The organism is Streptomyces sp. DI166, assembly GCF_900091315.1.
Taxonomy (GTDB): domain Bacteria; phylum Actinomycetota; class Actinomycetes; order Streptomycetales; family Streptomycetaceae; genus Streptomyces; species Streptomyces fuscus.
In genome coordinates this window covers 132,672-158,744 of record NZ_FLSP01000004.1, presented here as the reverse complement: position 1 = coordinate 158,744, position 26,073 = coordinate 132,672, and the positions used below count along the sequence as shown (strand labels likewise).

At 71.1% G+C, this 26,073-nt stretch carries 23 protein-coding genes; 14 read left to right on the top strand and 9 right to left on the bottom strand.

Features of this window, described 5'->3' with window-relative positions:
* Positions 1-20: 20 nt before the first annotated feature.
* Complete coding sequence (locus GA0115233_RS03775) at positions 21-761, top strand: hypothetical protein (RefSeq protein ID WP_093718609.1); 741 nt, start codon at positions 21-23, stop codon at positions 759-761.
* Between the two features lie 352 nt (positions 762-1,113).
* Here the strand turns inward: GA0115233_RS03775 and cobT are convergent, their stop codons facing one another.
* Positions 1,114-2,184, bottom strand: coding sequence for a nicotinate-nucleotide--dimethylbenzimidazole phosphoribosyltransferase (gene cobT, locus GA0115233_RS03770; RefSeq protein ID WP_093718608.1), 1,071 nt, complete (start codon positions 2,182-2,184; stop codon positions 1,114-1,116).
* Positions 2,185-2,351: 167 nt separating this feature from the next.
* On the opposite strand from cobT, the gene GA0115233_RS03765 reads away from it, so the two are divergent.
* Complete coding sequence (locus tag GA0115233_RS03765) at positions 2,352-3,128, top strand: class I SAM-dependent methyltransferase (RefSeq protein ID WP_093718607.1); 777 nt, start codon at positions 2,352-2,354, stop codon at positions 3,126-3,128.
* Between the two features lie 24 nt (positions 3,129-3,152).
* Here the strand turns inward: GA0115233_RS03765 and GA0115233_RS03760 are convergent, their stop codons facing one another.
* On the bottom strand, positions 3,153-4,355 hold the full coding sequence (locus GA0115233_RS03760) for a bifunctional adenosylcobinamide kinase/adenosylcobinamide-phosphate guanylyltransferase (protein ID WP_093718606.1): 1,203 nt from the start codon (positions 4,353-4,355) through the stop codon (positions 3,153-3,155).
* Between the two features lie 91 nt (positions 4,356-4,446).
* On the opposite strand from GA0115233_RS03760, the gene GA0115233_RS03755 reads away from it, so the two are divergent.
* Positions 4,447-4,656: a hypothetical protein gene (locus GA0115233_RS03755; RefSeq protein WP_093718605.1), complete on the top strand. Its 210-nt coding sequence runs from the start codon at positions 4,447-4,449 to the stop codon at positions 4,654-4,656.
* Positions 4,657-4,716: 60 nt separating this feature from the next.
* Here the strand turns inward: GA0115233_RS03755 and GA0115233_RS03750 are convergent, their stop codons facing one another.
* From GA0115233_RS03750 to GA0115233_RS03740, 3 genes are all read right to left on the bottom strand, one after another.
* On the bottom strand, positions 4,717-5,790 hold the full coding sequence (locus GA0115233_RS03750) for a S1C family serine protease (RefSeq protein WP_093718604.1): 1,074 nt from the start codon (positions 5,788-5,790) through the stop codon (positions 4,717-4,719).
* 84 nt (positions 5,791-5,874) lie between these two features.
* Positions 5,875-6,576: a class I SAM-dependent methyltransferase gene (locus tag GA0115233_RS03745; protein WP_093718603.1), complete on the bottom strand. Its 702-nt coding sequence runs from the start codon at positions 6,574-6,576 to the stop codon at positions 5,875-5,877.
* Between the two features lie 83 nt (positions 6,577-6,659).
* Positions 6,660-7,259, bottom strand: a complete 600-nt coding sequence (locus GA0115233_RS03740; protein WP_255310035.1) for a DUF3043 domain-containing protein — start codon at positions 7,257-7,259, stop codon at positions 6,660-6,662.
* A 292-nt stretch (positions 7,260-7,551) separates the two neighbouring features.
* Here GA0115233_RS03740 and GA0115233_RS03735 point away from each other — a divergent pair, with 292 nt between their 5' ends.
* The 6 genes from GA0115233_RS03735 (at position 7,552) to GA0115233_RS03710 (ending at position 16,411) form a co-directional block, all read left to right on the top strand.
* A complete protein-coding gene (locus GA0115233_RS03735; protein WP_261718156.1) occupies positions 7,552-8,337 on the top strand; it encodes a PspA/IM30 family protein in 786 nt (261 codons plus the stop codon).
* 23 nt (positions 8,338-8,360) lie between these two features.
* On the top strand, positions 8,361-8,639 hold the full coding sequence (locus GA0115233_RS03730; RefSeq protein WP_093718601.1) for a PspA-associated protein PspAA: 279 nt from the start codon (positions 8,361-8,363) through the stop codon (positions 8,637-8,639).
* A 283-nt stretch (positions 8,640-8,922) separates the two neighbouring features.
* Positions 8,923-10,152, top strand: coding sequence for a sensor histidine kinase (locus GA0115233_RS03725; RefSeq protein WP_093718600.1), 1,230 nt, complete (start codon positions 8,923-8,925; stop codon positions 10,150-10,152).
* Positions 10,149-10,832: a response regulator gene (locus tag GA0115233_RS03720; RefSeq protein WP_093718599.1), complete on the top strand. Its 684-nt coding sequence runs from the start codon at positions 10,149-10,151 to the stop codon at positions 10,830-10,832. The genes GA0115233_RS03725 and GA0115233_RS03720 overlap by 4 nt, the downstream gene beginning before the upstream one ends.
* A 133-nt stretch (positions 10,833-10,965) precedes the next feature.
* Complete coding sequence (locus GA0115233_RS03715) at positions 10,966-14,082, top strand: efflux RND transporter permease subunit (protein ID WP_093718598.1); 3,117 nt, start codon at positions 10,966-10,968, stop codon at positions 14,080-14,082.
* A 94-nt stretch (positions 14,083-14,176) separates the two neighbouring features.
* The gene (locus GA0115233_RS03710) at positions 14,177-16,411 is read left to right on the top strand and encodes a serine/threonine-protein kinase (RefSeq protein ID WP_093718597.1); all 2,235 of its coding nucleotides are present in this window, start codon (positions 14,177-14,179) and stop codon (positions 16,409-16,411) included.
* Between the two features lie 18 nt (positions 16,412-16,429).
* Here the strand turns inward: GA0115233_RS03710 and nadA are convergent, their stop codons facing one another.
* Positions 16,430-17,614, bottom strand: coding sequence for a quinolinate synthase NadA (gene nadA, locus GA0115233_RS03705; protein ID WP_093718596.1), 1,185 nt, complete (start codon positions 17,612-17,614; stop codon positions 16,430-16,432).
* 325 nt (positions 17,615-17,939) lie between these two features.
* On the opposite strand from nadA, the gene GA0115233_RS03695 reads away from it, so the two are divergent.
* A complete protein-coding gene (locus GA0115233_RS03695) occupies positions 17,940-18,296 on the top strand; it encodes a HesB/IscA family protein (protein ID WP_004001854.1) in 357 nt (118 codons plus the stop codon).
* An 87-nt stretch (positions 18,297-18,383) separates the two neighbouring features.
* Here GA0115233_RS03695 and GA0115233_RS03690 read toward each other — a convergent pair whose 3' ends face one another.
* On the bottom strand, positions 18,384-19,913 hold the full coding sequence (locus GA0115233_RS03690; protein ID WP_093718594.1) for a hypothetical protein: 1,530 nt from the start codon (positions 19,911-19,913) through the stop codon (positions 18,384-18,386).
* Positions 19,914-20,007: 94 nt separating this feature from the next.
* Positions 20,008-20,217, bottom strand: coding sequence for a hypothetical protein (locus GA0115233_RS03685; protein WP_093718593.1), 210 nt, complete (start codon positions 20,215-20,217; stop codon positions 20,008-20,010).
* Positions 20,218-20,351: 134 nt separating this feature from the next.
* Between GA0115233_RS03685 and GA0115233_RS03680 the strand changes: the two genes are divergently transcribed.
* Positions 20,352-21,326, top strand: coding sequence for a carbohydrate kinase family protein (locus tag GA0115233_RS03680; RefSeq protein WP_093718592.1), 975 nt, complete (start codon positions 20,352-20,354; stop codon positions 21,324-21,326).
* Between the two features lie 8 nt (positions 21,327-21,334).
* Here the strand turns inward: GA0115233_RS03680 and GA0115233_RS03675 are convergent, their stop codons facing one another.
* Positions 21,335-22,711: a cysteine desulfurase/sulfurtransferase TusA family protein gene (locus GA0115233_RS03675; RefSeq protein WP_093718591.1), complete on the bottom strand. Its 1,377-nt coding sequence runs from the start codon at positions 22,709-22,711 to the stop codon at positions 21,335-21,337.
* Between the two features lie 244 nt (positions 22,712-22,955).
* Between GA0115233_RS03675 and coxB the strand changes: the two genes are divergently transcribed.
* The 3 genes from coxB to GA0115233_RS03660 are packed head-to-tail and all read left to right on the top strand — an operon-like array spanning position 22,956 to position 26,043.
* Positions 22,956-23,915 (top strand): aa3-type cytochrome oxidase subunit II, encoded by a 960-nt coding sequence (gene coxB, locus GA0115233_RS03670; protein WP_093718590.1) that lies wholly within the window; start codon positions 22,956-22,958, stop codon positions 23,913-23,915.
* A complete protein-coding gene (gene ctaD, locus GA0115233_RS03665) occupies positions 23,912-25,648 on the top strand; it encodes an aa3-type cytochrome oxidase subunit I (protein WP_093718589.1) in 1,737 nt (578 codons plus the stop codon). The genes coxB and ctaD overlap by 4 nt, the downstream gene beginning before the upstream one ends.
* Positions 25,645-26,043, top strand: a complete 399-nt coding sequence (locus GA0115233_RS03660; RefSeq protein ID WP_093718588.1) for a cytochrome c oxidase subunit 4 — start codon at positions 25,645-25,647, stop codon at positions 26,041-26,043. Before ctaD ends, GA0115233_RS03660 begins: the two co-directional genes overlap by 4 nt.
* The last annotated feature ends 30 nt before the right edge of the window (positions 26,044-26,073 follow it).

The window sequence follows — 26,073 nt, the reverse complement described above, 5'->3', positions numbered from 1 at the left end:
ACCCCGGTGACACTCGGGACATGGGGCAATGGCTGCATCGCAACATCATCGAACCGGGCAAACTGCCCCTTCTGCTCGCCCTGACCGCCTTCGTCGTGACCTTCCTCGTCACCCGGCTCATCACCCGCCTCATCCGCGCGGGCCGGGGCCCTTTCGGCAACGTCAGCGCGGGCGGGGTGCACATTCATCACGTCGTGCCCGGGGTCATCCTCACCGTGATCGGCGGCTTCGGTGCCGTGGCGAGCAGTCGGCACGGGTTCGGGTCGGCCGTGTTCGCGGTGGTGTTCGGGATCGGCGCGGGACTGGTCCTGGACGAGTTCGCGCTGATCCTGCACCTGGCCGACGTGTACTGGACGGAGGAGGGCCGCCAGAGCGTGGAGATGGTCATCCTCACGGCGGCGCTGGTGGGCCTGGTCCTGTCCGGCTTCTCCCCGTTCGGCGTCAACGACCTCGACGAGGACGAACTCCAGGACCGCGGCACGGTCATCTGGACGGTGGCGACCAGCTTCCTGTTCTCCCTGATCGCCCTGGCGAAGGGCAAGGCGAAGATGGCGGTCTTCGGTGTGGTGATCCCGTTCCTGGCCCTGATCGCCGCGATCCGCCTGGCCCGCCCCGACACTCCGTGGTCCCGCCGCTTCTACAAAAACCGCCCCAGAGCCCGAGCCCGAGCCATGCTCCGCGCCTACCACCACGACCGCCGATGGACAGTCCCCATGCAAAAACTCCAGGACTGGCTGGGCGGCAAACCAGACATGCCGTAGCCATCCCAGCCGCGGGCCCATTCGTGCCGCCGTATCCGCATAGCTGCGGGCAGTCGTGCCGCCGAGGCGGCGCCCACCCAAGCAGACGGCACCGCCGTATCCACGTAGCTGCGGGCAGTCGTGCCGCAGGGCGGCGCCCACCCATGCAGCGGCGTGCTGGCGTTTGACTGCAGGCAGCCATGCCGCCGTAGCCGCGGGCAGCCCCATGCCGCCGTAGCTGCCGGCAGTCGTGCCGCAGGGCGGCACGGGTGGGCTGGGGGTCCCCCCTCTGGGGGAGGCACCCCGCGAGCGCCGGCGAGCGGCACCCGCCGCCACGGCACCACCGGCCGGCGGCACCCACCGGAACCCCGGGTCAGTCCTCCGGCTTGGCCGACCCGTCGGAGACCTCCGGCAGCTCCGCCGCCAACGCGGCAGCCGCCCGCACCAGCGGCAGCGCCAACAACCCCCCGGCCCCCTCGCCGACCTTCACCCCCTGCGCCAGCAGCGGCTCCAACGCCATCCGGTCCAGCGCCTTCGCCTGCCCCGGCTCCCCACTGTCGTGCGCCGCCAGCCACCAGTCCGGCGCCCGGAAGGCAACCCGCTGCCCGACCAGCGCACACGCCGCCACGACAACCCCGTCCAGCAGCACCGGCACCTTCCGCACCGCGCTCTGCAACAGGAACCCGGTGAGCGCGGCGAAGTCCGCCCCGCCCACCGTCGCCAGCAACTGCAACTGATCCCCGAGCACCGGCCGCGCCCGCCGCAACGCGTCCCGGATCGCCGCACACTTGCGCATCCAGGCCAGATCGTCGATGGCCAGCCCACCCCGCCCGGTCACCACGGACGCGTCGGTCCCGCACAGCGCGGCGACCAGCACACCCGCCACCGTCGTACCGCCCACGCTCACATCACCGAGCACGACAAGGTCGGTCCCGGAGTCGGCCTCCTCGTCGGCGAGGGCGACCCCGGTCCGGAACGCCGCCTCCGCCTCCTCAAGGGTCAGCGCGTCCTCGATGTCGATCCGGCCGCTGCCTCGCCGCACCCGGTGCCGTACGACCGTCTCGGGCAGTGAGTCGGGGTCGCAGTCCAGGGACATGTCCACGACCCGCACCGGCACGCCGAGCTGCCGCGCCAGCACGGACACCGGTCGGCCGCCCTCCAGGATGTCCCGCACCAACTGCCCCGCGCCGCCGGCCGGCCGCCGCGAGACCCCCAGTTCGGCGATCCCGTGGTCACCGGCGAAGAGCAGAACCCGCGGCCGTTCCACCGGCCGCACCGGCACGGCACCCTGCGCGGCCGCCAGCCACTCACCCAGGTCGTCGAGGCGTCCCAGCGATCCGGGCGGCACGATCTGGCGCTCCCGGCGCGCCTCCGCGTCGCGGCGCACCTTGCTGTCGGGGCGCTCGATCAGATCGGTGAAGTCGTCGAGATTAAGCGAGCTCATTCGCCGAACAGTACCGGCACCGGTCGAACGGAACGGCGCCAGATCGGCACGGGACACCCCGCCACGTCACCCCGGCTCCGGGGCGGCGTCGTTGCACCCAAGATCGTGATCCCATACGTTCCGTTTTGCTGCGGATTGTCGTACGCCCCTCGCGCCCGGAGTCGCCCATGTCCGCCCACCTCGCCGAACCCACCGAACCCACCGAGCCCACCGGCCCCGCCCACACCCCCCGCCGCGACGACTGCCCCTGGTGCGGCTCCAAGCGCCTGCGCACCCTGCTCCCCCTGACCGAGTGCCACGACTGCGCCCACGCCTTCCAGAACCCCTGCCCGGCCAGCCCCGGCCGCCCCCCGTACCGGCCCGGCCGCCGGGACCTGAGGGCCACGGCCCGCGCGATGCTGCCCTTCCCGGAACCGGAGAGCTGGCTGGACATCGGCACCGGAGACGCGGCGTTCCCGGCGGCGGCGAAGGAACTCTTCCCGTACACCGCCTTCGACGGCGTCGACCCCGCCTCCCGCCTCGAAAAGGCCCTGGCCGCGGGCCATCTGGAGGAGGCGTACACGGGCGATCCGACCAACCCCCACCTGGCGGCCCGGCTGCGCGCCCGCTACGACGTGGTCAGCGTCCTGCACCACCTGTCGCACACCACCGACCCCCGGGAACTCCTCAAGGCCGCCCTCGCCGCCCTGCGCCCCGGCGGCCACCTCCTGCTGGAACTCCCCGACCCGCACAGCCGGCCCGCCCGGCTCCTCGGCCGCTGGTGGCAGCCCCGGCCGCAACCCCGCCACGCGCACCTGCTGCCGCTGGAGAACCTCCGCGCGGAACTGCACTCCCGCTCCTGCACGGTCGTCAGAACCACCCAGCACATCCGGTACCCGCTGCTGCGCCACACCGCCTTCGCGGGCACCTACCGGGTCATCGCCCGCAAGGAAGGCACCGCGTAGCCCCCTCATCCCCGCGTAGCCCCCTCATCCCCGCAGCACCAGCGCCTGCCCCGCCACCACCAGCAGCACGTGCTCGCACTCCGCCGCGAACGCCGTGTTCAGCCGCCCCAGTTCGTCCCGGTACCGCCGCCCCGACGCGGTCGCCGGCACGATCCCCGAACCGACCTCGTTGGACACCGCCACCACGGTCCGCCGCGTCACCCGCACCGCCTCGGTCAGTTCGCGCACCCGCTCCCGCAGCGCCTTCTCCCCGCCGTCCGCCCACATCGCGTCGTCCCACGCCCCGACCGCGTCCATCGCGTCCGTCAGCCACAGCGACAGACAGTCGATCAGCAGCGGCGGCCCGTCCTCGGCCAGCAGCGGCACCAGGTCGCACGTCTCCTCCGTACGCCACGACCCCGGCCGCCGGTCCCGGTGCACCGCCACCCGCGCCGCCCACTCGGTGTCCCCGCCGCGCTGCCCGCCCGTCGCCACGTACAGCACGTCCGGGAACGCCTCCAGGCGCCGCTCCGCCTCCACCGACTTCCCCGACCGGGCGCCGCCCAGCACCAGCGTCCGCCGCGGCACGTCCGGCACCTCCTCGTACGCCCCGACCATCAGCGTCGCCCCGTCCGGTACCGCCCGCGCCCCCAGGGACGCCAGGCGGCGGCGCAACTCCGCGCCCGGCGGCACGTCGTGGTCCAGGTGGACGGCGACGACATCCGTCGTCGGCGTGATCGCCCCCACCGCCCTGAGCCGCGCCAGCGCGTCCGGCCGCCCCATCACATCGGCGACGACCATGTCGTACGTACCGATGCCGCCGTCCTCGATCCCGGCCGGGGCGCTCCCGGGCGGCAGATACAGCAGCCGCTGTCCGCCGGGCCCGGTCACCGCGTACCCGGTGCCGCCCGCGTCCATCGCCAGCGCCCGCACCCGGTGCCCCGTCAGCTGCGTCAACTCCCGTCCGTCCGGCACCCGTCCGGGGGCGGGGAGTCCGGCGGGCACCTCGACGGCCGGTCCGTCGTGCGGGTGCGAGAGCAGCACCTGCCGTACGCCGCCCAGGGACTTGCCCGCCCGCGCCGCCGCGAACGCGGCACCGGGCGTCAGGTCCAGCAGCAGCGCCCCGTCCACGAGCAGCGCGGTCGCCGCCCGGGCGTCCGGACCGAGGGCGGTCGCGCACGCCGCGCAGGGGCAGTCGGGGCGGGGGAGGCCCGCGGGGGCACCGGTGCCCAGCAATGTCAGTTCCACACCATGATTTTCACTGTTGACGCCATGACGTGCGCTGCGGGCACCCACCTATAGGCTGACCAGCACCAGTGCTCACCCAGGGGAGGCATGCATGGCGACATGGACGTGGCGGTTCGAGAAGTCCGACGGGACCGAGACCGCGCCCGCGGTGGAGCCCGAGGAGTTCTCGACGCAGGGCGACGCCGAGTCCTGGATCGGTGAGGTGTGGAAGGACCTGCTCGCCGGAGGCGTGGACCAGGTACGGCTGTTCGAGGACACCACCGAGATCTACGGCCCCATGAGCCTGCACGCCGACGAGTAGGCGCAGCACAGCAGAAGTGAGCAGGGGCGCCGGTACGTACTCCCGTACCGGCGCCCCTGCTCACTGCTCGCCCAGTGTCACGTCCGCCTTCTCCTCGCTGTCGTCGCGCAGGAACGTCACCGTCGTCCGCTCGCCCGGCTCCCGTCCCGCCAGTGCCTCGGAGAGCGAGGTGATGGTGGTGATGTCGGTGTCACCCAACCCGGTGATGACGTCCCCGGGCCGGATGCCCGCCTCGTCCGCCGCCCCGCCGTCCCGGACCGCCACCACGGCGACACCGACCGGCCGGTAGTCCGCGTCCACGACCGTCCGTCCGGTGATGCCCAGCGCCGCCCGGCCGGAGTCGGTCACCCTGCCGTTCTCGATGATCTGGTCGGCGACCGTCCTCACCGTCGACGCCGGGATGGCGAACCCGATCCCGGGCGCCGAGCCCTTGCCCAGGGTGGGATCGACGGCGCCCAGCGTCGGGATGCCGATCACCTCGCCGTCCAGGTTCACCAGCGCGCCCCCGCTGTTGCCGGGGTTGATGGCGGCCGAGGTCTGCACCATGTTGGGGATGGTCGCGACGGGATCGCCGCCGGAGCCGCCCCCGGTGACGGTCCGTCCGGTCGCCGAGACGATGCCCTCGGTCACGCTGGAGGAGAGGCCGAGCGGGGAGCCCATCGCCAGCACGACCTGGCCGACGTCCACTTTCGAGGAGTCCCCGAACTCGGCGGCCCGCAGCCCGTCCGGCACCTCGTCCAGCTTGATGACCGCGAGGTCCTGCTCGGGGTAGGCGTACACGAGCCGCGCGGTCAGCGCGTCCTCGCTGTGGGCGGTCGTCACCCGGAGGGTCTTCTCGTCGCCCACCACGTGCGCGTTGGTGACGATGTGCCCCTTGTCGTCGTAGACCACCCCCGAGCCCAGATCCTGGGTGGCCTGGATCTGCACGACCGACGGCAGGACGTCGCGGATCACCCGCCGGTAGTCCTCCTGGAGGTCACTGGCCGCCCGGGGTACGCCCGCCTGTGTCGTCGTCGCACGCGCCGCGGCCCCGGAACCGGAGTCCCGGCCGGAGCCGGTGCACCCGGAGACCAGGGCCGCCGCGCACAGCAGCGCGGCGGCGGACAGCGGCGTGCGGGCCCGGGAAGCGTTCATGCCCCGAGTCTCGCCGTGAAGCCGGTGCCGGGCTTTCCCTGAACGCCCGAATGGGGCTCGGCCGGTGGGGCTCGGCCGATGGGCTCAGCCCCGCACCCCGCACAGGTGCAGCAGGGCCGCGATCCCGCGGTACGGGTCCGTGCGGCCCGCCCGCTCCTCCACGGCCAGCAGACTCTCCAGGTCGGCGGGGACCTCGGCGCCGTCCGCCGCGGTGTCGGTGAACACCCGCACGCCGTACCAGGTGTGCAGCGGGGCGCCGATCCCGGCGAGCGTCGCCTTCAGCGTGGCCAGCCGGTCCGCCCGGACGTCGAGGCCCAGGCGGTTGCGGTAGGTGGTGGTGTCGAAGGAGGCCAGCGCCCCGGCCCAGTCGCCGGACAGGCCGGGCCGCATCGCCAGCGCGTCGCCGTTGCGGACCAGCAGCGACAGCAGCCCGCCCGGGGCGAGCATCCGGGCCAGCCCCGCCAGCAGCGGATCGGGCTCCTCGACGTACATCAGTACGCCGTGGCAGAGCACCACGTCGAAGCTGCCCGGCAGGAAGTGCACACCGGTGTCCCGGCCGTCGCCCTCGATGATCCGCATCCGCTCCCGGATGCCGTCCGGCTCGCACGCCAGCGACTCCCGCGCCGCGGCGATCATCGTCGCGTCCTGCTCCAGGCCGGTCACCTGATGACCGGCCCGCGCCAGCCGCAGCGCCTGCGTGCCCTGGCCCATACCCACGTCCAGGATGCGCAGCCGCCGCCCCACCGGATAACGCCCGGCTATCTGCTCGTCGAGCTGCCGGGCCACCAGCTCCTGTCGTACGACATCCCGCAGTCCGCCCAGCTTGCTCAGCCAGGCATCCGCCGCGCCCCCGGAGAACGGCGTCGTGCTCAGGGCCGCTCCCCGCGCTTGACCTGCGGCTTGGGCAGCCGGAGCCGGCGCATCTGGAGCGAGCGCATGATGGCGTAGGCGACCGCGCCGCGCTTGTTCTCGTCCGGGTAGCGCTCCTTGAGCTGCTTCTTCAGCCGGAAGCCGGTGACGATCGAGTCGAGCACGATCAGCACGATCACGATGAGCCACAGCAGCAGCGAGATGTTCTTGACGGCCACCGACGGCGTGATGCTCAGCACCAGGATGATCACGGCCAGCGGGAGGAAGAACTCCGCGACGTTGAAGCGCGAGTCGATGAAGTCACGGGCGAAACGGCGCACCGGACCCTTGTCCCGTACGGGCAGGTACCGCTCGTCGCCGTTGGCCAGTGCCTCGCGCTGCCGGGTCAGCACCTGGCGGCGCTCCTCCCGGGCGCGCTTGGCCGCCTCCTTGCGTGTGGTCGGCGTATTGGCGACGCTGCGGCGCTGGGACTGGGCCTCACTGCGCTTGGGCGTGGGCCTGCCCTTCGGGGCCTGCGGGTCGCGGGGCTGCTTGGAGAAGTTCACCGGCGCCTTGTCGGCCACCGATGCCTTCTCTTCCTTGGCACGGCTACGGAACACAAAACCCAAGGGTACGGGGTCCGCACGCATGGACCCCAGCCCGGTGGGGAACGAATCGGCAACACCAGTCGTCCTGTAAGGGACAGAGGGGACGTTGGCAGCGTTTTGGGGAACCCCGGGGAGCACCTACTCCTTACGCCGGAGCCCGGACGCCGTCAGTCGTCCTTGGGGATGAGCGCATCCGTCCCCGAACAGTGCGGTAATGGATGCAGGGCCCGTACTGTGGGTTCTGTCGCAGGAGCTGGAGCTGGAGTCCGTCAGAAGGGGGCGCGCGAAGCCCATGAGCGGTGTCATGAAGCGTATGGGGATGATCTTCCGCGCGAAGGCGAACAAGGCCCTTGACCGGGCCGAGGACCCGCGCGAAACCCTCGATTACTCGTACCAGAAGCAGCTGGAACTGCTCCAGAAGGTGCGCCGCGGTGTCGCCGACGTGGCGACCAGCCGCAAGCGCCTGGAGCTGCAGCTCAACCAGCTCCAGTCGCAGTCGTCGAAGCTGGAGGACCAGGGCCGCAAGGCGCTGGCGCTGGGCCGGGAGGACCTGGCCCGCGAGGCGCTGTCCCGGCGGGCCGCGCTCCAGCAGCAGGTGACCGACCTGGAGACCCAGCACGCCACCCTCCAGGGCGAGGAGGAGAAGCTCACCCTCGCGGCGCAGCGGCTCCAGGCCAAGGTCGACGCCTTCCGTACGAAGAAGGAGACCATCAAGGCCACCTACACCGCGGCCCAGGCGCAGACCCGGATCGGCGAGGCGTTCTCCGGCATCTCCGAGGAGATGGGCGACGTCGGCCTGGCGATCCAGCGTGCCGAGGACAAGACCGCGCAGCTCCAGGCCCGCGCCGGCGCCATCGACGAACTGCTCGCCTCCGGTGCCCTCGACGACCAGTCCGGCATGCACAAGGACGACATCCAGGCCGAGCTGGACCGGCTCTCCGGTGGTACGGATGTAGAGCTGGAGCTTCAGCGCATGAAGGCGGAGCTGGCCGGGGGCACCTCGGGGCAGCAGCAGGCCATCGAGGGCGGCACCGGCCAGTCCCAGCCCCAGCAGCAGCCGCAGGACACCCCGCGCTTCGACAAGCAGTAGGGGCCCACGCCTAGGAGGGCGACATGATCGTACGGATCATGGGGGAGGGACAGGTGAGGCTGGCCGACAGCCACCTCACCGAGCTCAACAAGCTGGACGACGAGCTTCTGGCCGAGATGGAGAACGGCGACGGCCCCGGCTTCCGCCGTACTCTCCAGGCCCTCCTCACCAAGGTCCGCGAGCTGGGCGACCCCCTCCCCGACGACGCCCTGGAACCCTCGGACCTCATCCTCCCGTCCCCGGACGCCACCCTGGAAGAGGTCCAGGAACTCCTGAGCGACGACGGCCTGATCCCGGGGTGAGCCGAGCAGCCGGTGCCGCGCGATCGCCGTAGCTGCGGGCAGCCGGTACCGCCATATCCGCGTAGCTGCGGGCAGTCGTGCCTCCCCCAGAGGGGGGACCCCCAGGCGGCACGGGTGGGCTGGGGGTCCCCCCTCTGGGGGAGGCACCCCGCAAGCGCGGGCAAGCGAAACCCGCCCCGCAGCGGCACCCCGCACGCGCCGGGCTGCGCGACCCACCCCCACCCCAGCCCCCGGCGCCGGGCACCATTCGCACCGACCCCCACCCCGGCTACCGTAAACAGCCGTGAACACCCTCGACCGCGCCCGAGCCCATCTCAAGGCGCATCCCATGGCCCTGGACGCGGCCCTCGCCGCCGCCGTCCTCGCCTGCATGGTCGCCGGCTCGTTCGTGGACCCGCACAGCCAGGACGGCGTCACCTGGACCCTGCGCACCCCCGACCTCGCCAGCCTCACCCTCATCACCCTCGGCGCCACCGCCCTCGTCTTCCGCCGCCGCGCCCCCAGAACCGTCCTCGCCGTCACCGGCACCCTCTCCGTCATCGAGAGCGTCACCGGCGACGACCCCCGCGCCCCCGTCGCCATGTCCGCGGTCATCGCGCTCTACACCGTCGCCTCCACCACCGACCGCCCCACCACCTGGCGCATCGGCCTGCTCACCATGACCGTGCTCACCGGCGCCGCCATGCTCGCGGGCCCCCTGCCCTGGTACGCCCAGGAGAACCTCGCGATCTTCGCCTGGACCGGCATGGCCGCCACCGCCGGCGACGCCATCCGCAGCCGCCGCGCCTTCGTCGACGCCATCAAGGAGCGCGCCGAACGCGCCGAGCGCACCCGTGAGGAGGAGGCCCGCCGCCGGGTCGCCGAGGAACGCCTGCGCATCGCCCGCGACCTGCACGACGTGGTCGCCCACCACATCGCCCTGGTCAATGTGCAGGCCGGAGTCGCCGCCCACGTCATGGACAAGCGCCCCGACCAGGCCAAGGAGGCCCTCTCCCACGTCCGCGAGGCCAGCCGCTCCGCGCTGAACGAACTGCGCGCCACCGTCGGCCTGCTGCGCCAGTCCGGCGACCCGGAGGCCCCCACCGAACCCGCGCCCGGCCTGGACCTCCTCGACGAACTGGTCGGCACCTTCCGCAGCGCCGGTCTCCAGGTCGAGGTGGCCCGCGCCGACCAGGGCACCACCCTCCCCGCCGCCGTCGACCTCGCCGCGTACCGGGTCATCCAGGAAGCCCTCACCAACGTCCAGAAGCACGCCGGCAACTCGGCGAAGGCCGAGGTCAGCGTCGTCCGGGTGGGACCCCATATGGAGATCACCGTCCTCGACAACGGCACCCCCGACGACACGGCCCCGAACTCCGGCGGCGGCCACGGACTGCTCGGCATGCGCGAACGCGTCACCGCCCTGCGCGGCACCCTCACCACGGGTCCCCGCTACGGCGGCGGCTTCCGCGTCCATGCGATCCTGCCCGTCAGGACCCGTACCGCCACGGGAGAGCCGGGGGAGACCGTATGACCATCCGCGTCCTGCTCGCCGACGACCAGGCACTGCTGCGCAGCGCCTTCCGCGTCCTGGTCGACTCCGAGCCCGACATGGAGGTCGTCGGCGAGGCCTCCGACGGCGCCGAGGCGGTGCAACTGGCCAAGGAGCAGCGCGCCGACGTGGTCCTGATGGACATCCGGATGCCCGGCACCGACGGCCTCGCCGCCACCCGTCTGATCAGCGCCGACCCGTCCCTCGCCCAGGTCCGCGTGGTCATCCTGACCACCTTCGAGGTCGACGACTACGTCGTGCAGTCGCTGCGCGCCGGGGCCTCCGGCTTCCTCGGCAAGGGCTCCGAGCCCGACGAACTCCTCAACGCCATCCGGGTCGCCGCGGGCGGCGAGGCACTGCTCTCCCCGGCCGCCACCAAGGGCCTGATCGCCCGCTTCCTCGCCCAGGGCGACACGGGCGACGAGGACGCCGGCCCGGTCCGCTCCGAGCGGCTGGCCGCGCTGACCGTGCGGGAGCGGGAGGTGCTGGTGCAGGTCGCGGCCGGCCACTCCAACGACGAGATCGCCGAGCGCCTGGAAGTCAGCCCGCTCACCGTGAAGACGCACGTCAACCGGGCCATGGCCAAACTGGGCGCACGGGACAGGGCGCAGCTCGTGGTGATCGCCTACGAGTCCGGGCTGGTCCGTCCAAGGGTGGAGTGAGGGCGGCCGGGCGTACTGCGAGTGGAGTAGGCGCGGGATAAGGAAACGGGACCTCGGGCCTACGAATCAGGGGTTCCGGATGGATCAGGGTTTAAGGCGCCGCTCGTCTCAACAGAAGAGAGACCCTGATCCCATGTCCTGGCTGTCCAGATTCAGCCTCGCGCAACGAGCCCTGATCGGGCTCGTGTCGATCATCGCGCTCGCCTTCGGAGCGATCGCGATACCCCAGCTCAAGCAGCAGTTGCTGCCGTCCATCGAACTGCCCATGGTCTCGGTGCTCGCCCCCTACCAGGGCGCCTCGCCGGACGTGGTGGAGAAGCAGGTCGTCGAGCCCATCGAGGACAGCCTCGAAGGCGTCGACGGCATCACCGGTGTCACCTCCACCGCCAGCGAGGGCAACGCCGTGATCATGGCGTCCTTCGACTACGGCAACAACACCCAGCAGCTCGTCGCCGACGTCCAGCAGGCCGTCAACCGGGCCCGCGCGCAGCTCCCGGACTCCGTCGACCCGCAGGTCATCGCCGGGTCCACGGACGACATGCCCACCGTGGTGCTCGCCGTCACCGCCGACAAGGACCAGCAGGCGCTGGCCGACCAGCTCGACACCACGGTCGTCCCGGCGCTGAAGGAGATCGACGGCGTCGGTCAGGTCACCGTCGACGGGGTGCGCGACCTCCAGGTCACCGTCACGCCCGACGAGCCGAAGCTGGCTGCGGCCGGGCTGACCGCGCAGTCCCTCGCCCAGGCCCTCCAGGCGGGCGGCGCGACCGTGCCGGCCGGCTCCTTCGACGAGGCGGGCGCCAACCGCACCGTCCAGGTCGGCGGCGGCTTCACCTCGCTGGAGCAGATCGAGAACCTGCGGATCAAGGGCGAGAAGAAGCCGGTCCGGCTCGCCGATGTCGCGGACGTGAAGCAGGAGGAGGCCCCGGCCGACTCGCTGACCCGCACCAACGGCGAGCCGAGCCTCGCGGTCATGGTCACCATGGACCGCGACGGCAGCGCGGTCGCCATCTCCGACGCCGTCGAGGACAAGCTGCCGCAGCTGCGCGCCGACCTCGGCGCCGGTGCCGAGGTGACCGTCGTCGCCGACCAGGGCCCGGCGGTGGCCAAGGCCATCGACGGCCTGACCACCGAGGGCGCGCTCGGTCTGCTCTTCGCGGTCCTGGTCATCCTGGTCTTCCTGGCGTCCGTCCGCTCCACGCTGGTGACGGCGGTGTCCATCCCGCTGTCCGTGGTCCTCGCGCTGATCGTGCTGTGGACCCGGGACCTGTCCCTGAACATGCTCACGCTGGGCGCCCTGACCATCGCCATCGGCCGGGTCGTGGACGACTCGATCGTGGTCCTGGAGAACATCAAGCGCCACCTCGGCTACGGCGAGGAGCGCGAGCAGGCCATCCTCAAGGCGGTCCGCGAGGTGGCGGGCGCGGTGACGTCCTCGACGCTCACCACGGTCGCCGTCTTCCTGCCCATCGGCCTGGTCGGCGGCATGGTGGGCGAGCTGTTCGGCTCGTTCAGCCTCACCGTCACCGCCGCGCTGCTGGCCTCCCTGCTGGTGTCGCTGACGGTCGTGCCGGTGCTCTCGTACTGGTTCCTGCGCGCCCCGAAGGGCACCCCCGAGGACGCCGAGGAGGCCCGCCGCGCCGCGGAGGAGAAGGAGGCCAGGAGCCGCCTTCAGCGCCTGTACGTGCCGGTCCTGCGGTTCGCCACCCGGCGCCGGCTGACCAGCGTGGCCCTCGCGGTCGTCGTCCTGCTCGGCACCTTCGGCATGGCGCCGCTGCTGAAGACGAACTTCTTCGACCAGGGCGAGCAGGAGGTCCTCACCGTCAAGCAGGAGCTCAAGCCCGGCACCAGCCTGGCGGCGACCGACGCGCAGGCGAAGAAGGTCGAGCGGCTCCTCGGCCGGACCGAGGGTGTCAAGGACTACCAGGTCACCATCGGCTCGTCCGGCTTCATGGCGGCCTTCGGCGGCGGCACGGACACCAACCAGGCGTCCTACTCGGTGATGCTGGAGGACTCCGCCTCCTCCGACGACGTCATCGACCGCATCGAGTCCGGGCTGAAGAAGCTCGACGGGATCGGCACCACGACCATCGCCGCCGGTGACGGCTTCGGCAACCAGGACCTCAGCGTGGTCGTCAAGGCCGCCGACGCCGATGTCCTGCGCGAGGCCGCGGAGGACGTCCGCGAGGCCGTGGCCGGACTGGACGACGTCACCGACGTCACCAGCGACCTCTCCCAGAGCGTGCCGCGCATCTCGGTCAAGGCCAACGACAGGGCCGCGGCCGCCGGTTTCGACGACGCCACCCTCGGCGCGGCCGTCGCCCAGGCCGTCCGCGGCACCACCGCCGCGCGGGCCACCCTGGACGACGCCGAGCGCGACATCGTCATCCGCTCGGCCAAGCCCGCCGAGACGCTCGCCGAACTGAAGGCCCTGCGCCTCGGCCCGGTGAAGCTGTCCGACGTGGCCACCGTGAAGCTGGTCGACGGACCGGTGTCGATGACCCGGATCGACGGGCAGCGCGCCGCGACCATCACGGCCAAGCCGACCGGCGACAACACCGGCGCGGTCAGCGCCGACCTGCAGTCGACGATCAACGGCCTGGACCTGCCCGAGGGCGCGACGGCAGCGATCGGCGGGGTCTCCGAGGACCAGGACGAGGCGTTCGCCAACCTGGGCCTGGCCATGCTGGCGGCCATCGCGATCGTCTTCATGCTGCTGGTGGCGACCTTCCGGTCGCTGGCCCAGCCGCTGATCCTGCTGGTCTCCATCCCGTTCGCGGCCACCGGCGCGATCGGCCTGCTGGTCCTCACCGGCACCCCGATGGGCGTCCCCGCGATGATCGGCATGCTGATGCTGATCGGCATCGTGGTGACCAACGCGATCGTGCTGATCGACCTGATCAACCAGTACCGCGGGCAGGGTTACGGCGTGGTCGAGGCCGTGATCGAGGGCGGCCGCCACCGGCTGCGCCCGATCCTGATGACCGCCCTGGCGACGATTTTCGCCCTGCTCCCGATGGCGCTCGGCGTCACCGGCGAGGGCGGCTTCATCGCCCAGCCGCTGGCGGTGGTGGTGATCGGCGGTCTGATCACCTCGACGCTGCTCACCCTGCTCCTCGTCCCGACGCTCTACGCCATGCTGGAGCTGCGCAAGGAGCGCCGGGCGAAGAAGCGCGCGGCGAAGCGGCTGAAGAAGGCGGGCGTGCCCGCCCCGGCCACCTCCGAGGAGCCGGAACCCGCGGGCGTCTGACGCGTCACCGCACGGCCGGGTCCCGTACACGCAGGTACGGGGCCCGGCCGTATTCTGTGGTCCCAATCGACACACGGGGGAGAGGGATCGGGGAGTGCCGCTGCACAAGGACGATCCGAAGTCGCTCGGCGGGTACCGGCTCGTCGACCGGCTGGGCGCCGGCGGCATGGGCGTCGTCTACCGGGGCAGGGCCCGCTCCGGGCGTGATGTCGCGGTCAAGGTGGTGCACGCCCAGTACGCGGCGGACGCCGTCTTCCGCACCCGGTTCCGGCAGGAGATCGAGGCCGTCCGCAAGGTCAGCGGCGCCTTCACCGCGCCCGTGGTGGACGCCGATCCGGAGGCGGACCGCCCGTGGATGGCCACGCAGTACGTGCCCGGCCGCTCCCTGGCCTCGCGCATCCGTGAGCTGGGCCCGCTGCCCGAGGAGCGGCTGCGGCGGCTGGCGCTGGGGCTGGTGGAGGCGCTGCGCGACATCCACCGGGCCGGGGTGGTCCACCGGGACCTGAAACCGGCCAATGTCCTGCTCGCCGACGACGGCCCCCGGGTCATCGACTTCGGTATCTCCCGGGCCGCGGAGAACCTCCCGCTCACCGAGACCGGCCAGATGATCGGCACCCCGCCGTTCATGTCCCCGGAACAGCTCACGGACGCCCGCTCGGTGGGCCCGCCCTCCGATGTCTTCTCCCTCGGCGCGCTGCTGACGTACACCCTGACCGGCCGGGGCCCCTTCGACGCGGACAGCCCCTATCTGACGGCGTACCGGGTGGTGCACGACGAGCCGGTCCTGGACGGCGTACGGCAGCCGCTGCGCGAGGTGTTGGAGAGCTGCCTCGCCAAGGACCCCGCGAAGCGGCCCGGACTGGACCGCCTCGCCCAGGAGTTCGCCCGGCTGCTGCCCGAGGAGGACCCGGCCGACGACCTGCCGACCGTGGCCCCCGGCGGCGCCCTGCCGCACGAGTCCGACACCGACGCCCCGCCGTTCACCGCTCCGGCCCGCCGACGCCGTCGACTGCGGCCGGTGCTGGCCGCGACCGGTGCGGTGGCCCTGGCGCTGACGGTGTATCTGCTGACCGTCCCGGGCTGGGCGGAGGTCGGGGGCGAGGGCGGCACGGTGAGCGAGGAGGCGGCCGCCCCCTCCCGCTGGGCGGTCCTGCCGGACGGCTGGCGTCCCTGGCAGACGACGGTGCACGCCGACGCCGGGCGCGGGGTGCGCAAGGGGCGGACGGTCGCCGACTACCAGTCCGACGCCCCGCAGTGCAGCGTGCACCGCGGCGCCGTCTACTGCGCGGGCGCCGGAGTGCTCCCGATGCGCGTCGACGGGCTCACCGGGCGGGTCGACTGGCGTGCCGGGGTGGCACCGCCCGGCACCGGCGAGGGGAGTTACGAGTACACGGTTCTGGGGGCGGCGGACGACGCGCTGCTGGTCCAGCAGCGGTACTTCCCCGAGCCCAGCGGAGGCGAGTACGTGACCACGGTCGTCGCCCTGGACACCAGTACCGGCAAGCGGCTGTGGCACCGCGAGGTCAACACCCGCTGGACGGACGGCGCGTACCTCGCGGACGACCTGGTCGTCGTCCCGGAGGGCGACGGGAGCACCGTCACCGCGCGCTCGCCGCGCACCGGCGCCAAGCACTGGACGGCGCCGCTGCCGAAGGGCCTGTACTGCGGGCTGCTGAACATCGACGGCGGGCCGTTGCTGACCTGCGGTCCGGGAAACGCGCCCGCCAAGCAGGCACTGCTGGTGCGCTTCGATCCGGACGACGGCGAGGAACAGCGGGCCTCGGTGCCCTCGGAGGGCACCCCGGCCGGGACGCTGGACGGGCGGCTGCTCATCCTGGACCCGGCCGAGGACGAGGAGGGCGAACCGGCGACCGGGGAGACGGGACCGTTCTCCCGGATCCGGCTGGTGGATGTGGAGAGCGGCCGGGCCACGACGACGAAGCTGGCCGAACGGTTCGAGGGCAACGTCACGCTCTCGGGCGGCACGTTGTGGTTCACCGGCACCTCCGGCCAGGTCACGGCCGTGTCGGCGAAGACCGGGAAGAAGCTGTGGCGGACCCCGACCAGCCTGGAGGAGCCCAGCGGTGTCACCCACGACCCGCGCAACCAGGTGGTCTACATGGCCAGCGTCAGCGGCCGGGTCGCCGCCCTCGACGCCGGGAACGGCGAACTGCTGTGGGAGACCCTGCCGCGCGCCGAGCGGGTGACCCCGAACTGGCAGGTGCCCGAGGTGCTGCTCGACCGGGGCGCCGTGGTGGTCAACACCCCGGACGGCGACGTCTTCTCCCTCGACCCGGCCCACCCCGACCGGAAGCCCGTGCCGGGGTGAGCGTGCGGGGTTCGCGGGCTACGGCAGGGCGAGCATCCGCTCCAGGGCCAGCTTCGCGAACGCCTCGGTCTCCTTGTCGACCTCGATGCGGTTGACGAGCTTGCCCTCGGCCAGCGACTCCAGCGCCCAGACCAGGTGCGGGAGGTCGATGCGGTTCATGGTCGAGCAGAAGCAGACCGTCTTGTCCAGGAAGACGATCTCCTTGCCCTCCGGCGCGAACCGGTTGGCCAGCCGGCGGACCAGGTTCAGCTCGGTGCCGATGGCCCACTTCGAGCCGGCCGGGGCCGCCTCCAGGGTCTTGATGATGTACTCGGTCGAGCCGACGTAGTCGGCGGCGGCCACGACCTCGTGCTTGCACTCGGGGTGCACCAGCACATTGACGCCCGGGATGCGCTCGCGCACGTCGTTGACCGAGTCCATGTTGAACCGGCCGTGCACCGAGCAGTGGCCGCGCCACAGGATCATCTTCGCGGCGCGCAGCTCCTCGGCGGTCAGACCGCCGTTCGGCTTGTGCGGGTTGTAGACCACGCAGTCGTCCAGGGACATGCCCATGTCCCGCACGGCCGTGTTGCGGCCCAGGTGCTGGTCGGGCAGGAAGAGGACCTTCTCGCCCTGCTCGAAGGCCCACTCAAGAGCCCGCTTGGCGTTGGAGGACGTACAGATCAGGCCGCCGTGCTTGCCGGTGAACGCCTTGATGTCGGCCGAGGAGTTCATGTACGACACCGGGACGACCTGCTCGGCTATGCCGGCCTCGGTGAGCACGTCCCAGCACTCGGCGACCTGCTCGGCGGTCGCCATGTCGGCCATCGAGCAGCCGGCGGCGAGGTCGGGCAGGACGACCTTCTGGTCGTCGGAGGTCAGGATGTCCGCCGACTCGGCCATGAAGTGCACACCGCAGAAGACGATGTACTCGGCCTCCGGGCGGGCGGCCGCGTCCCGGGCCAGCTTGAAGGAGTCGCCGGTGACGTCCGCGAACTGGATGACCTCGTCGCGCTGGTAGTGGTGGCCGAGCACGAAGACCTTGTCGCCGAGCTTCGCCTTGGCCGCGCGGGCCCGCTCCACCAGGTCCGGGTCGGACGGCGAGGGCAGGTCACCGGGGCACTCCACACCCCGCTCGCTCTTCGGGTCGGCCTCCCGGCCGAGGAGCAGCAGGGCGAGGGGCGTCGGCTGTACGTCGAGCTCCTGGGTCTGGGCGGTGGTCACGACACGCACCCTTTCTGTTCTGCGGCTCGCCGCCCGGTGGGGTCCGGGCGGCGGGGTCACCATCTGGCTTTTCGTCGAAATGACGCTATCTATCATAACCGCTTCACGTCAGTTTGACGATGGGCCATAGCGTCCATGTGACGTGAATCCCTGTGAGCGGTCTTTCATTCCCGAAAGGGCCGTTTTCCGCTCCCCGGCGCGTGTGCGAGCATGAGAAAGCAACCGCACGAACCGGTAAGACACGCGCCCGGTCCGGAATGAATCCGCCGCCGCGCCGGTTACAACCGTCGGCAAGCAGTCTCCGTACAACCCGGGAGAGATGTAGATGTCCGTATCGGACGAGACCAGCACCGTCACCGACGGCATCGTCCTGACCGACGCCGCCGCGTCCAAGGTCAAGGCCCTGCTCGACCAGGAAGGCCGTGACGACCTCGCCCTGCGTGTCGCCGTCCAGCCCGGTGGCTGCTCCGGCCTGCGCTACCAGCTCTTCTTCGACGAGCGCTCCCTCGACGGAGACGTGGAGAAGGACTTCGGCGGCGTGAAGGTCGTCACCGACCGCATGAGCGCCCCCTACCTCGGTGGCGCCACCATCGACTTCGTCGACACCATCGAGAAGCAGGGCTTCACGATCGACAACCCGAACGCCACCGGCTCCTGCGCCTGCGGCGACTCGTTCAGCTAAGCCCTTCCGGTCCCGCTCAGAAGGACCTACGACGAAGGCGGCGGCCCCTTGAGAGGGGTCGCCGCCTTCGTCGTGTTCCCAGGTGTCCTACCGGGCCCCGGAGGTCTCCGGCAGCCGGGCACCCGGCTTCTCCTGCGGGACCTTCGCGCCGTCCGCGTCCACCACCTCGCGGTCGCCGAGCGGCTTGTCGAGCCGGACCGTGCGGTCGTAGACCTTGGCGATCAGGATGCAGACCTTGTCCGGCCACGGGGTCTCGGTCACCGTGACCGTCACCTTGTCGCCGCTCTCCTTGACGCTGACGTCGTAGTCGGCGCAGACCCCGCCGGTGAAGTACACCGTCAGCTCCTTGCCCTCGGCGGTGTAGCCCTGCACGGCCACCTTGCTCGTGGTCTGCCCCGAGTCCGGGCCGGTCGGCCGCGGGCTCGGCTGCTCGGTGGGACCGGCGGACGATGCCGGCGAGGCCAGGAACTTCGGGTCCACGGCCGGATGGGTCACCGTGAAACTGTCCTGCGCGCCCGGCGCGCGCACCTGGAACAGCCAGGACGGCACCAGCGCCTGCTTGGCGTCCACGTAGTGCGCGGCGAGCCCGAAGACGGCCTTCTCGACCTCGATGGTCTCCTGGTTGCCGGGCTTGTCCTGCTTCCCGCAGGTCTCCTCGCCCTCCAGCGGCACCGGGCTGGCGCAGCCGGCGATGCCCGACCGGGGGTCCTGCCCCGGCGCCTCGTTCATCCGCTCCAGGGTCTTCTCCGCGCTCAGCACGGGATACGTGTCGCCCTTGACCGGCACCTTCAGCTGCCCGCCGCCGCCGACCACGTCACCCTGCGCGCCGATACGGATGCCGGTCGTCCAGCCGTAGGTGGGCAGCCCGCCGACCACCGGATCGGCGTTCACCACCCGCTCGGCGCCCATGACCTGGCTCGCGTCCACCTTGGCGTCGTCCTGCCCGACCGCCTTCAGCACCGGCGCCGCGGCCTTCTTCGCCGCCGCCTCGCCCACCGGGTCGGCGGTCGCGCCGCTCGGCTTCTTGCCGCACGTCGTGGTGCCCTCGCAGTTGTCGGTGCCCGGCGCGTACCGCTGGAAGGTCCAGGTCCCCGGCGCCTGCCGGTTCACCTGCAGCGAGGGCCCCGAGCCGTCCTGGCCGCCGATCCGCCAGGTCTGCCCGCTCAGCACCGGCTTCCCGTCCACCCCGAGCGCCTTCGCCAGCCGGGCCACCTCGTCCTCGGTGACCTGGCCCCGGGCGTAGTGGACCGGCGCCGAACCGGGCCCCTTCGGAAGCGGACCGTCCGCCCGGAAGGTGCTGCCGTACGGGTTCGGCTCCCCGGGCGCGATCCCGGGGCCGCCGGACTCCTCGGAGTACCCGTCGAGGGCGAGCGGCGGGGGAGTGTCCCCGGGCTTGCCCGAGGACGTACCGCCGCCGGAGCCGTCCGAGGAGGCCGCGGTGGCGGCGAGGTACGCCCCGCCGCCACCGACGAGCAGGACGGCGGCGGCGACGGAGGCGATGACCACCAGGGACCGGCGTCGCCCCGGACCGGAGCCCTCACCGGGCTCCGTCTTCTCTTCGGCCCCGACGGCGTCGGGCTCGGCCGCGTCGTCGTTCCCGGGTCGCTCGGTGTTCACCGCATCGCTCCTTGAGTCGTATCCCGCATCCCCTTTCCGGGGGACGTCGATGGGACGCGACAGACGAGCCCGCGGTTCCCGTCGGGCGGTCCGGTCAGTCGCCGTAGTCCGACATGGCGTCCAGCAGCCGCGCGTAGGCGCTCGGCACCTCCACCCCGTGGATCAGCGAGGGGGAGACCGGGTGTGCGTTGACCCGGTCGGGAGCGTGCCAGTGCGGAGCCATCCGGGCGCAGTCGCCGCGCAGCGACGCGAGATCGCCGTCCGTGTCCGCCGTGACAGGAAGCGGAGCCTTGAGTTTCGTCATAGCGGAACCGTAAGCACGGTCCGGGCCGCCAAGAAAGATCTACTATCAGGTAGTTTTGGCTGCTTCTGAGCGGTGCCCGAAACCTAGTAGCGTTAACTGTCAATCCGCCTCCGCAGTGCAGGAGAATCCCAGCCGTGCGCATCGCAGTCACCGGCTCCATCGCCACCGACCACCTCATGACCTTCCCCGGCCGCTTCGCCGACCAGCTCGTCGCGGACCAGCTGCACACGGTCTCGCTGTCGTTCCTGGTCGACAACCTGGACGTACGCCGGGGCGGTGTCGGCGCGAACATCGCCTTCGGCATGGGACAGCTCGGAACCCGGCCGATCCTGGCCGGCGCCGCGGGCTTCGACTTCGACGAGTACCGCGCCTGGCTGGACCGGCACGGCGTGGACACCGAGTCGGTGCGCATCTCCGAGACCCTGCACACCGCCCGCTTCGTGTGCACCACCGACGCCGACCACAACCAGATCGGCTCCTTCTACACCGGCGCCATGAGCGAGGCCCGGCTGATCGAGCTGAAGACCGTCGCGGACCGCGTCGGCGGCCTCGACCTGGTCCTCATCGGCGCCGACGACCCCGAGGCGATGCTCCGCCACACCGAGGAGTGCCGCACCCGCGGCATCCCCTTCGCCGCGGACTTCTCCCAGCAGATCGCCCGCATGGACGGCGACGAGATCCGGATACTGCTCGACGGGGCGACCTACCTCTTCTCCAACGAGTACGAGAAGGGCCTGATCGAGACCAAGACCGGCTGGAGCGACGAGGAGATCCTGGCCAAGGTCGGCCACCGCGTCACCACCCTCGGCTCCCGCGGTGTGCGGATCGAGCGCGTCGGCGAGCCCGTCATCGAGGTCGGCTGCCCCGACGAGGAGCGCAAGGCCGACCCCACCGGCGTCGGCGACGCCTTCCGCGCCGGCTTCCTGTCCGGCCTGGCGTGGGGTGTCTCCCTGGAGCGCGCGGCGCAGGTCGGCTGCATGCTCGCCACCCTGGTCATCGAGACCGTCGGCACCCAGGAGTACCAGCTGCGCCGCGCCCACTTCATGGAGCGCTTCACCAAGGCGTACGGCGACGAGGCCGCGGCCGAGGTCCAGGGTCACCTGAGCTGACCCGCGCCTCAGCTCACCCGGCGGACCAGGTACGCGGTGCCTCGGTCCGCCGGTTCCTCCCCGAGGTACTCCTGCCCCCGCATCTCGCACCACGCCGGGATGTCCAGCCGGGCCGCCTCGTCGTCGGAGAGCACCCGGACGAGACCGCCGACCGGCACGTCACCGATGACCTTCGCCAGCTCGATGACCGGGATCGGGCACCGCTTGCCCAGCGCGTCCACCACCAGCGCGTCCTCCTCGACGGCGGTACGAGGGGCCGGGGCACCCAGCTTCTCCCGTACCGCGGCCACCGCCCCCGGCAGTACGTCGAGGAACCGCTCCACGTCCTCCTCGGGCGCCCCGAGTGGCAGCGACACCCGGACGTTCCCCTCGCTGAGCACCCCCATCGCCTTCAGCACATGGCTGGGCGTCAGCGTGCTGCTCGTACAGGACGATCCGGACGACACGGAGAAACCGGCCCGGTCCAGCTCGTGCAGCAATGTCTCCCCATCGACATAGAGACAGGAGAAGGTGACGATCCCGGGCAGCCGCCGCTCCGGATCGCCCACCACCTCCACATCCGGCACCAGTTCCGGCACCCGCGCCCGGATCCGCTCCGTCAGCTCCCGCAGCCGCGCCGCCTCCCGGTCCGCCTCCGCCCGCACCGCCCGCAGCGAGGCCGCCGCCGCCACGATGCCCGGCAGATTCACGAACCCGGGGACCCGCCCGAACTCCCGCTCGTCCACCGGACCTTGCGGAGCGAACCGGACCCCCTTGCGCACCACGAGCAGTCCCACCCCCGCCGGACCGCCCCACTTGTGCGCACTGGCCGCCAGCACCGACCAGTCGCCCTCGACCGGCCCCCACCCCAGCGACTGCGCCGCGTCCACCAGCAGCGGCACCCCCGCCTCCCGGCACAGCGCGGCCACTTCGGCCACCGGCTGCACGGTCCCCACCTCGTGGTTGGCCGACTGGAGACAGGCCAGCGCGGTGTCCGGGCGCAGGGCCTCCGCGTACGCCGCCGGGTCGACGGCTCCCGAGCGGTCGACGGTCACCCGGGTGACCGAGCCGCCCTCCCGCTCCTGGATTTCGACCGAATGGAGCACGGAAGAATGTTCAACGGCTGACACGATGAGGTGACGTCCCACCCGCCGCCGCCCGGCCAACACGCCCGCGATCCCGGCATGCACGGCCTGGGTGCCCGAGGTGGTGAAACTCAGCTCGTCGGGACGGCACCCCACGGCTTCGGCAGCGGCCTCCCGGGCCGCGTCCAGCAGCATCCGGGCCCGTCGCCCCTCCCGGTACAACCGGGCGGGATCGGCCCACCCCTCATCCAGGGAGGCCAACAGCGCCTGACGGGCGACGGAATGGAGCGGGGCACCGGAAGCAGCATCGAAATAGGACACATGAACACGCTAGCTCCGCGGGAGCGCACGGAACCGCGCGACCAGCCACAACAAACCCGCAGCGGCCAATCCAGCGAACCCCCAACCCACTAGGCACCCCTCCCTGCGAACCCTCGAAGAGCGTCGGCTAGGGTTTGGTCCGCATAAACATCCAAACCCCTGCCCGACGCAGGGCGGCGACCGACCAGCGAGAAGGCCAGGCCGCAGCCGAACCGCGCGGGCGAGACTCTCGGGAAGGCGCTACGTGAGTCCCAACGGCTCCGACCGCTCGCCGCGGCGCCCGATGCGGCGGAAGCTGCTGCAGGCAATGACCGCGGGCCTGGTCCTGGCGACCGCCACCGGTTGCACATACAAGGACTTCCCCCGCCTTGGTATGCCCACCCCGACCACGGAAGAGGCTCCGCGGATCCTCTCCCTGTGGCAGGGCTCCTGGGCCGCCGCGCTCGCCGTCGGCGTGCTGGTGTGGGGTCTGATCATCTGGAGCGCCATCTTCCACCGGCGCAGCCGCACCAAGGTCGAGGTGCCTCCGCAGACCCGGTACAACATGCCCATCGAGGCTCTGTACACGGTGGTCCCGCTCATCATCGTCTCGGTGCTCTTCTACTTCACCGCCCGCGACGAGTCGAAGCTCCTTGAGCTCAAGGACGAGCCCGACGTCACCGTCAACGTCGTCGGCTTCCAGTGGAGCTGGTGCTTCAACTACATCGCGGACGTCGAAGGTTCCACCGGGGACGCCACCAAGTCCAAGGACCTGAACGCGATCCCGGACCGCTACAAGAAGGACTTCCCGGCCAACGCCGGCGGTGTCTACGACTGCGGCATCCCGGGCACCAAGAACCCGCAGACCGGCAACCCGGGTCCGACCCTGTGGCTGCCCGAGGGCAAGCGGGTCCGCTTCGTGCTCACCTCGCGCGACGTCATCCACTCCTTCTGGGTGGTGCCGTTCCTGATGAAGCAGGACGTCATCCCCGGCCACACCAACGCCTTCGAGGTGACCCCGAACCAGGAGGGCACCTTCCTGGGCAAGTGCGCCGAGCTCTGCGGCGTCGACCACTCCCGGATGCTGTTCAACGTGAAGGTCGTCTCCCAGGAGCGGTACGAGCAGCACCTTCAGGACCTCGTGAAGAAGGGGCAGACCGGTTACGTTCCCGCAGGCATCGCGCAGACGAGCCACGAGAAGAACCGGGAGACGAACAACCTGTGAGCATCCTCAACGAACCCCAGGGTGCCGCGGCGGCGGAGTCCCACTACACGGACGAGCTGCCGGTCAGGCGCAAGCAGCCCGGCAATGTCGTGGTCAAGTGGCTGACGACCACTGACCACAAGACGATCGGAACGCTGTACCTCATCACGTCGTTCGTGTTCTTCGTGATCGGTGGCGTGATGGCGCTCTTCATGCGCGCCGAGCTCGCCCGGCCCGGTCTGCAGATCATGTCGAACGAGCAGTTCAACCAGGCGTTCACGATGCACGGCACCGTGATGCTGCTGATGTTCGCGACGCCGCTGTTCGCCGGTTTCGCGAACTGGATCATGCCGCTGCAGATCGGCGCGCCCGACGTGGCGTTCCCCCGGCTGAACATGTTCGCCTACTGGCTGTACCTGTTCGGCTCGCTCATCGCGGTGGCCGGGTTCCTCACCCCGGACGGCGCGGCGGACTTCGGCTGGTTCGCCTACAGCCCGCTGTCCAACGCGGTGCGCTCGCCGGGCATCGGCGCCGACATGTGGATCATGGGTCTGGCCTTCTCCGGCTTCGGCACGATCCTCGGCTCGGTCAACTTCATCACCACGATCATCTGCATGCGCGCCCCGGGCATGACGATGTTCCGGATGCCGATCTTCACGTGGAACGTGCTGCTGACCGGTGTGCTGGTCCTGCTGGCCTTCCCGGTGCTGGCCGCGGCTCTGTTCGCGCTGGAGGCGGACCGCAAGTTCGGTGCCCACGTCTTCGACTCCGCCAACGGCGGCGCGCTGTTGTGGCAGCACCTGTTCTGGTTCTTCGGGCATCCAGAGGTGTACATCATCGCCCTGCCGTTCTTCGGGATCATCTCCGAGGTCGTGCCGGTCTTCTCCCGCAAGCCGATGTTCGGCTACATGGGTCTGATCGCGGCGACGATCTCGATCGCGGGTCTGTCGATCACGGTGTGGGCGCACCACATGTACGTCACCGGCGGTGTGCTGCTGCCGTTCTTCTCCTTCATGACGTTCCTGATCGCGGTGCCGACAGGCGTGAAGTTCTTCAACTGGATCGGCACGATGTGGAAGGGCTCGCTGTCCTTCGAGACGCCGATGCTGTGGGCGACGGGCTTCCTGGTCACGTTCACCTTCGGTGGTCTGACCGGTGTGATCCTGGCGTCGCCGCCGATGGACTTCCACGTCTCGGACTCGTACTTCGTGGTGGCGCACTTCCACTACGTCGTCTTCGGCACCGTGGTGTTCGCGATGTTCTCCGGCTTCCACTTCTGGTGGCCGAAGTTCACCGGCAAGATGCTCGACGAGCGGCTCGGCAAGATCACGTTCTGGACGCTGTTCTTCGGCTTCCACGGCACCTTCCTCGTCCAGCACTGGCTGGGTGCCGAGGGCATGCCGCGTCGTTACGCGGACTACCTCGCGGCCGACGGCTTCACCGCCCTGAACACGATCTCGACGATCAGTTCCTTCGTCCTCGGTCTGTCGCTCCTGCCGTTCTTCTACAACGTCTGGAAGACCGCCAAGTACGGCAAGAAGATCGAGGTCGACGACCCCTGGGGCTACGGCCGTTCGCTGGAGTGGGCCACCTCGTGCCCGCCCCCGCGGCACAACTTCCTCACCCTGCCGCGGATCCGCAGCGAATCCCCGGCGTTCGACCTGCACCACCCTGAGATCGCCGCTCTCGACCAGCTTGAGAACGCCCCTCACGGTGACAAGGCCCTGGCTGGCGGCAAGGAGGCCGGCAAGTGAAGATCCAAGGCAGGATGTTCATCTGGCTGAGCGTCTTCGTCCTCGCCATGGCGATCGTCTATGGCGTGTGGTCGAAGGAGCCGGCCGGTACGACGGCCCTTTTCCTGGCCTTCGGCCTGTGCATCATGGTCGGCTTCTACCTGGGCTTCACCGCCCGGCGGGTCGACGTGGGCGCCCAGGACAACAAGAACGCCGATGTGGCGGACGACGCCGGCGAGGTCGGGTTCTTCAGCCCGCACAGCTGGCAGCCGCTCTCGCTGGCCCTGGGTGGCGCGCTCGCGTTCCTCTCGGTCGCCATCGGCTGGTGGCTGATGTACTTCTCGGCCCCGCTCATCCTGGTCGGTATCTGGGGCTGGGTCTTCGAGTACTACCGCGGTGAGAACCGCACCCAGTAACACGCGCCGAGCGCTCAGGAGCCCGGACAC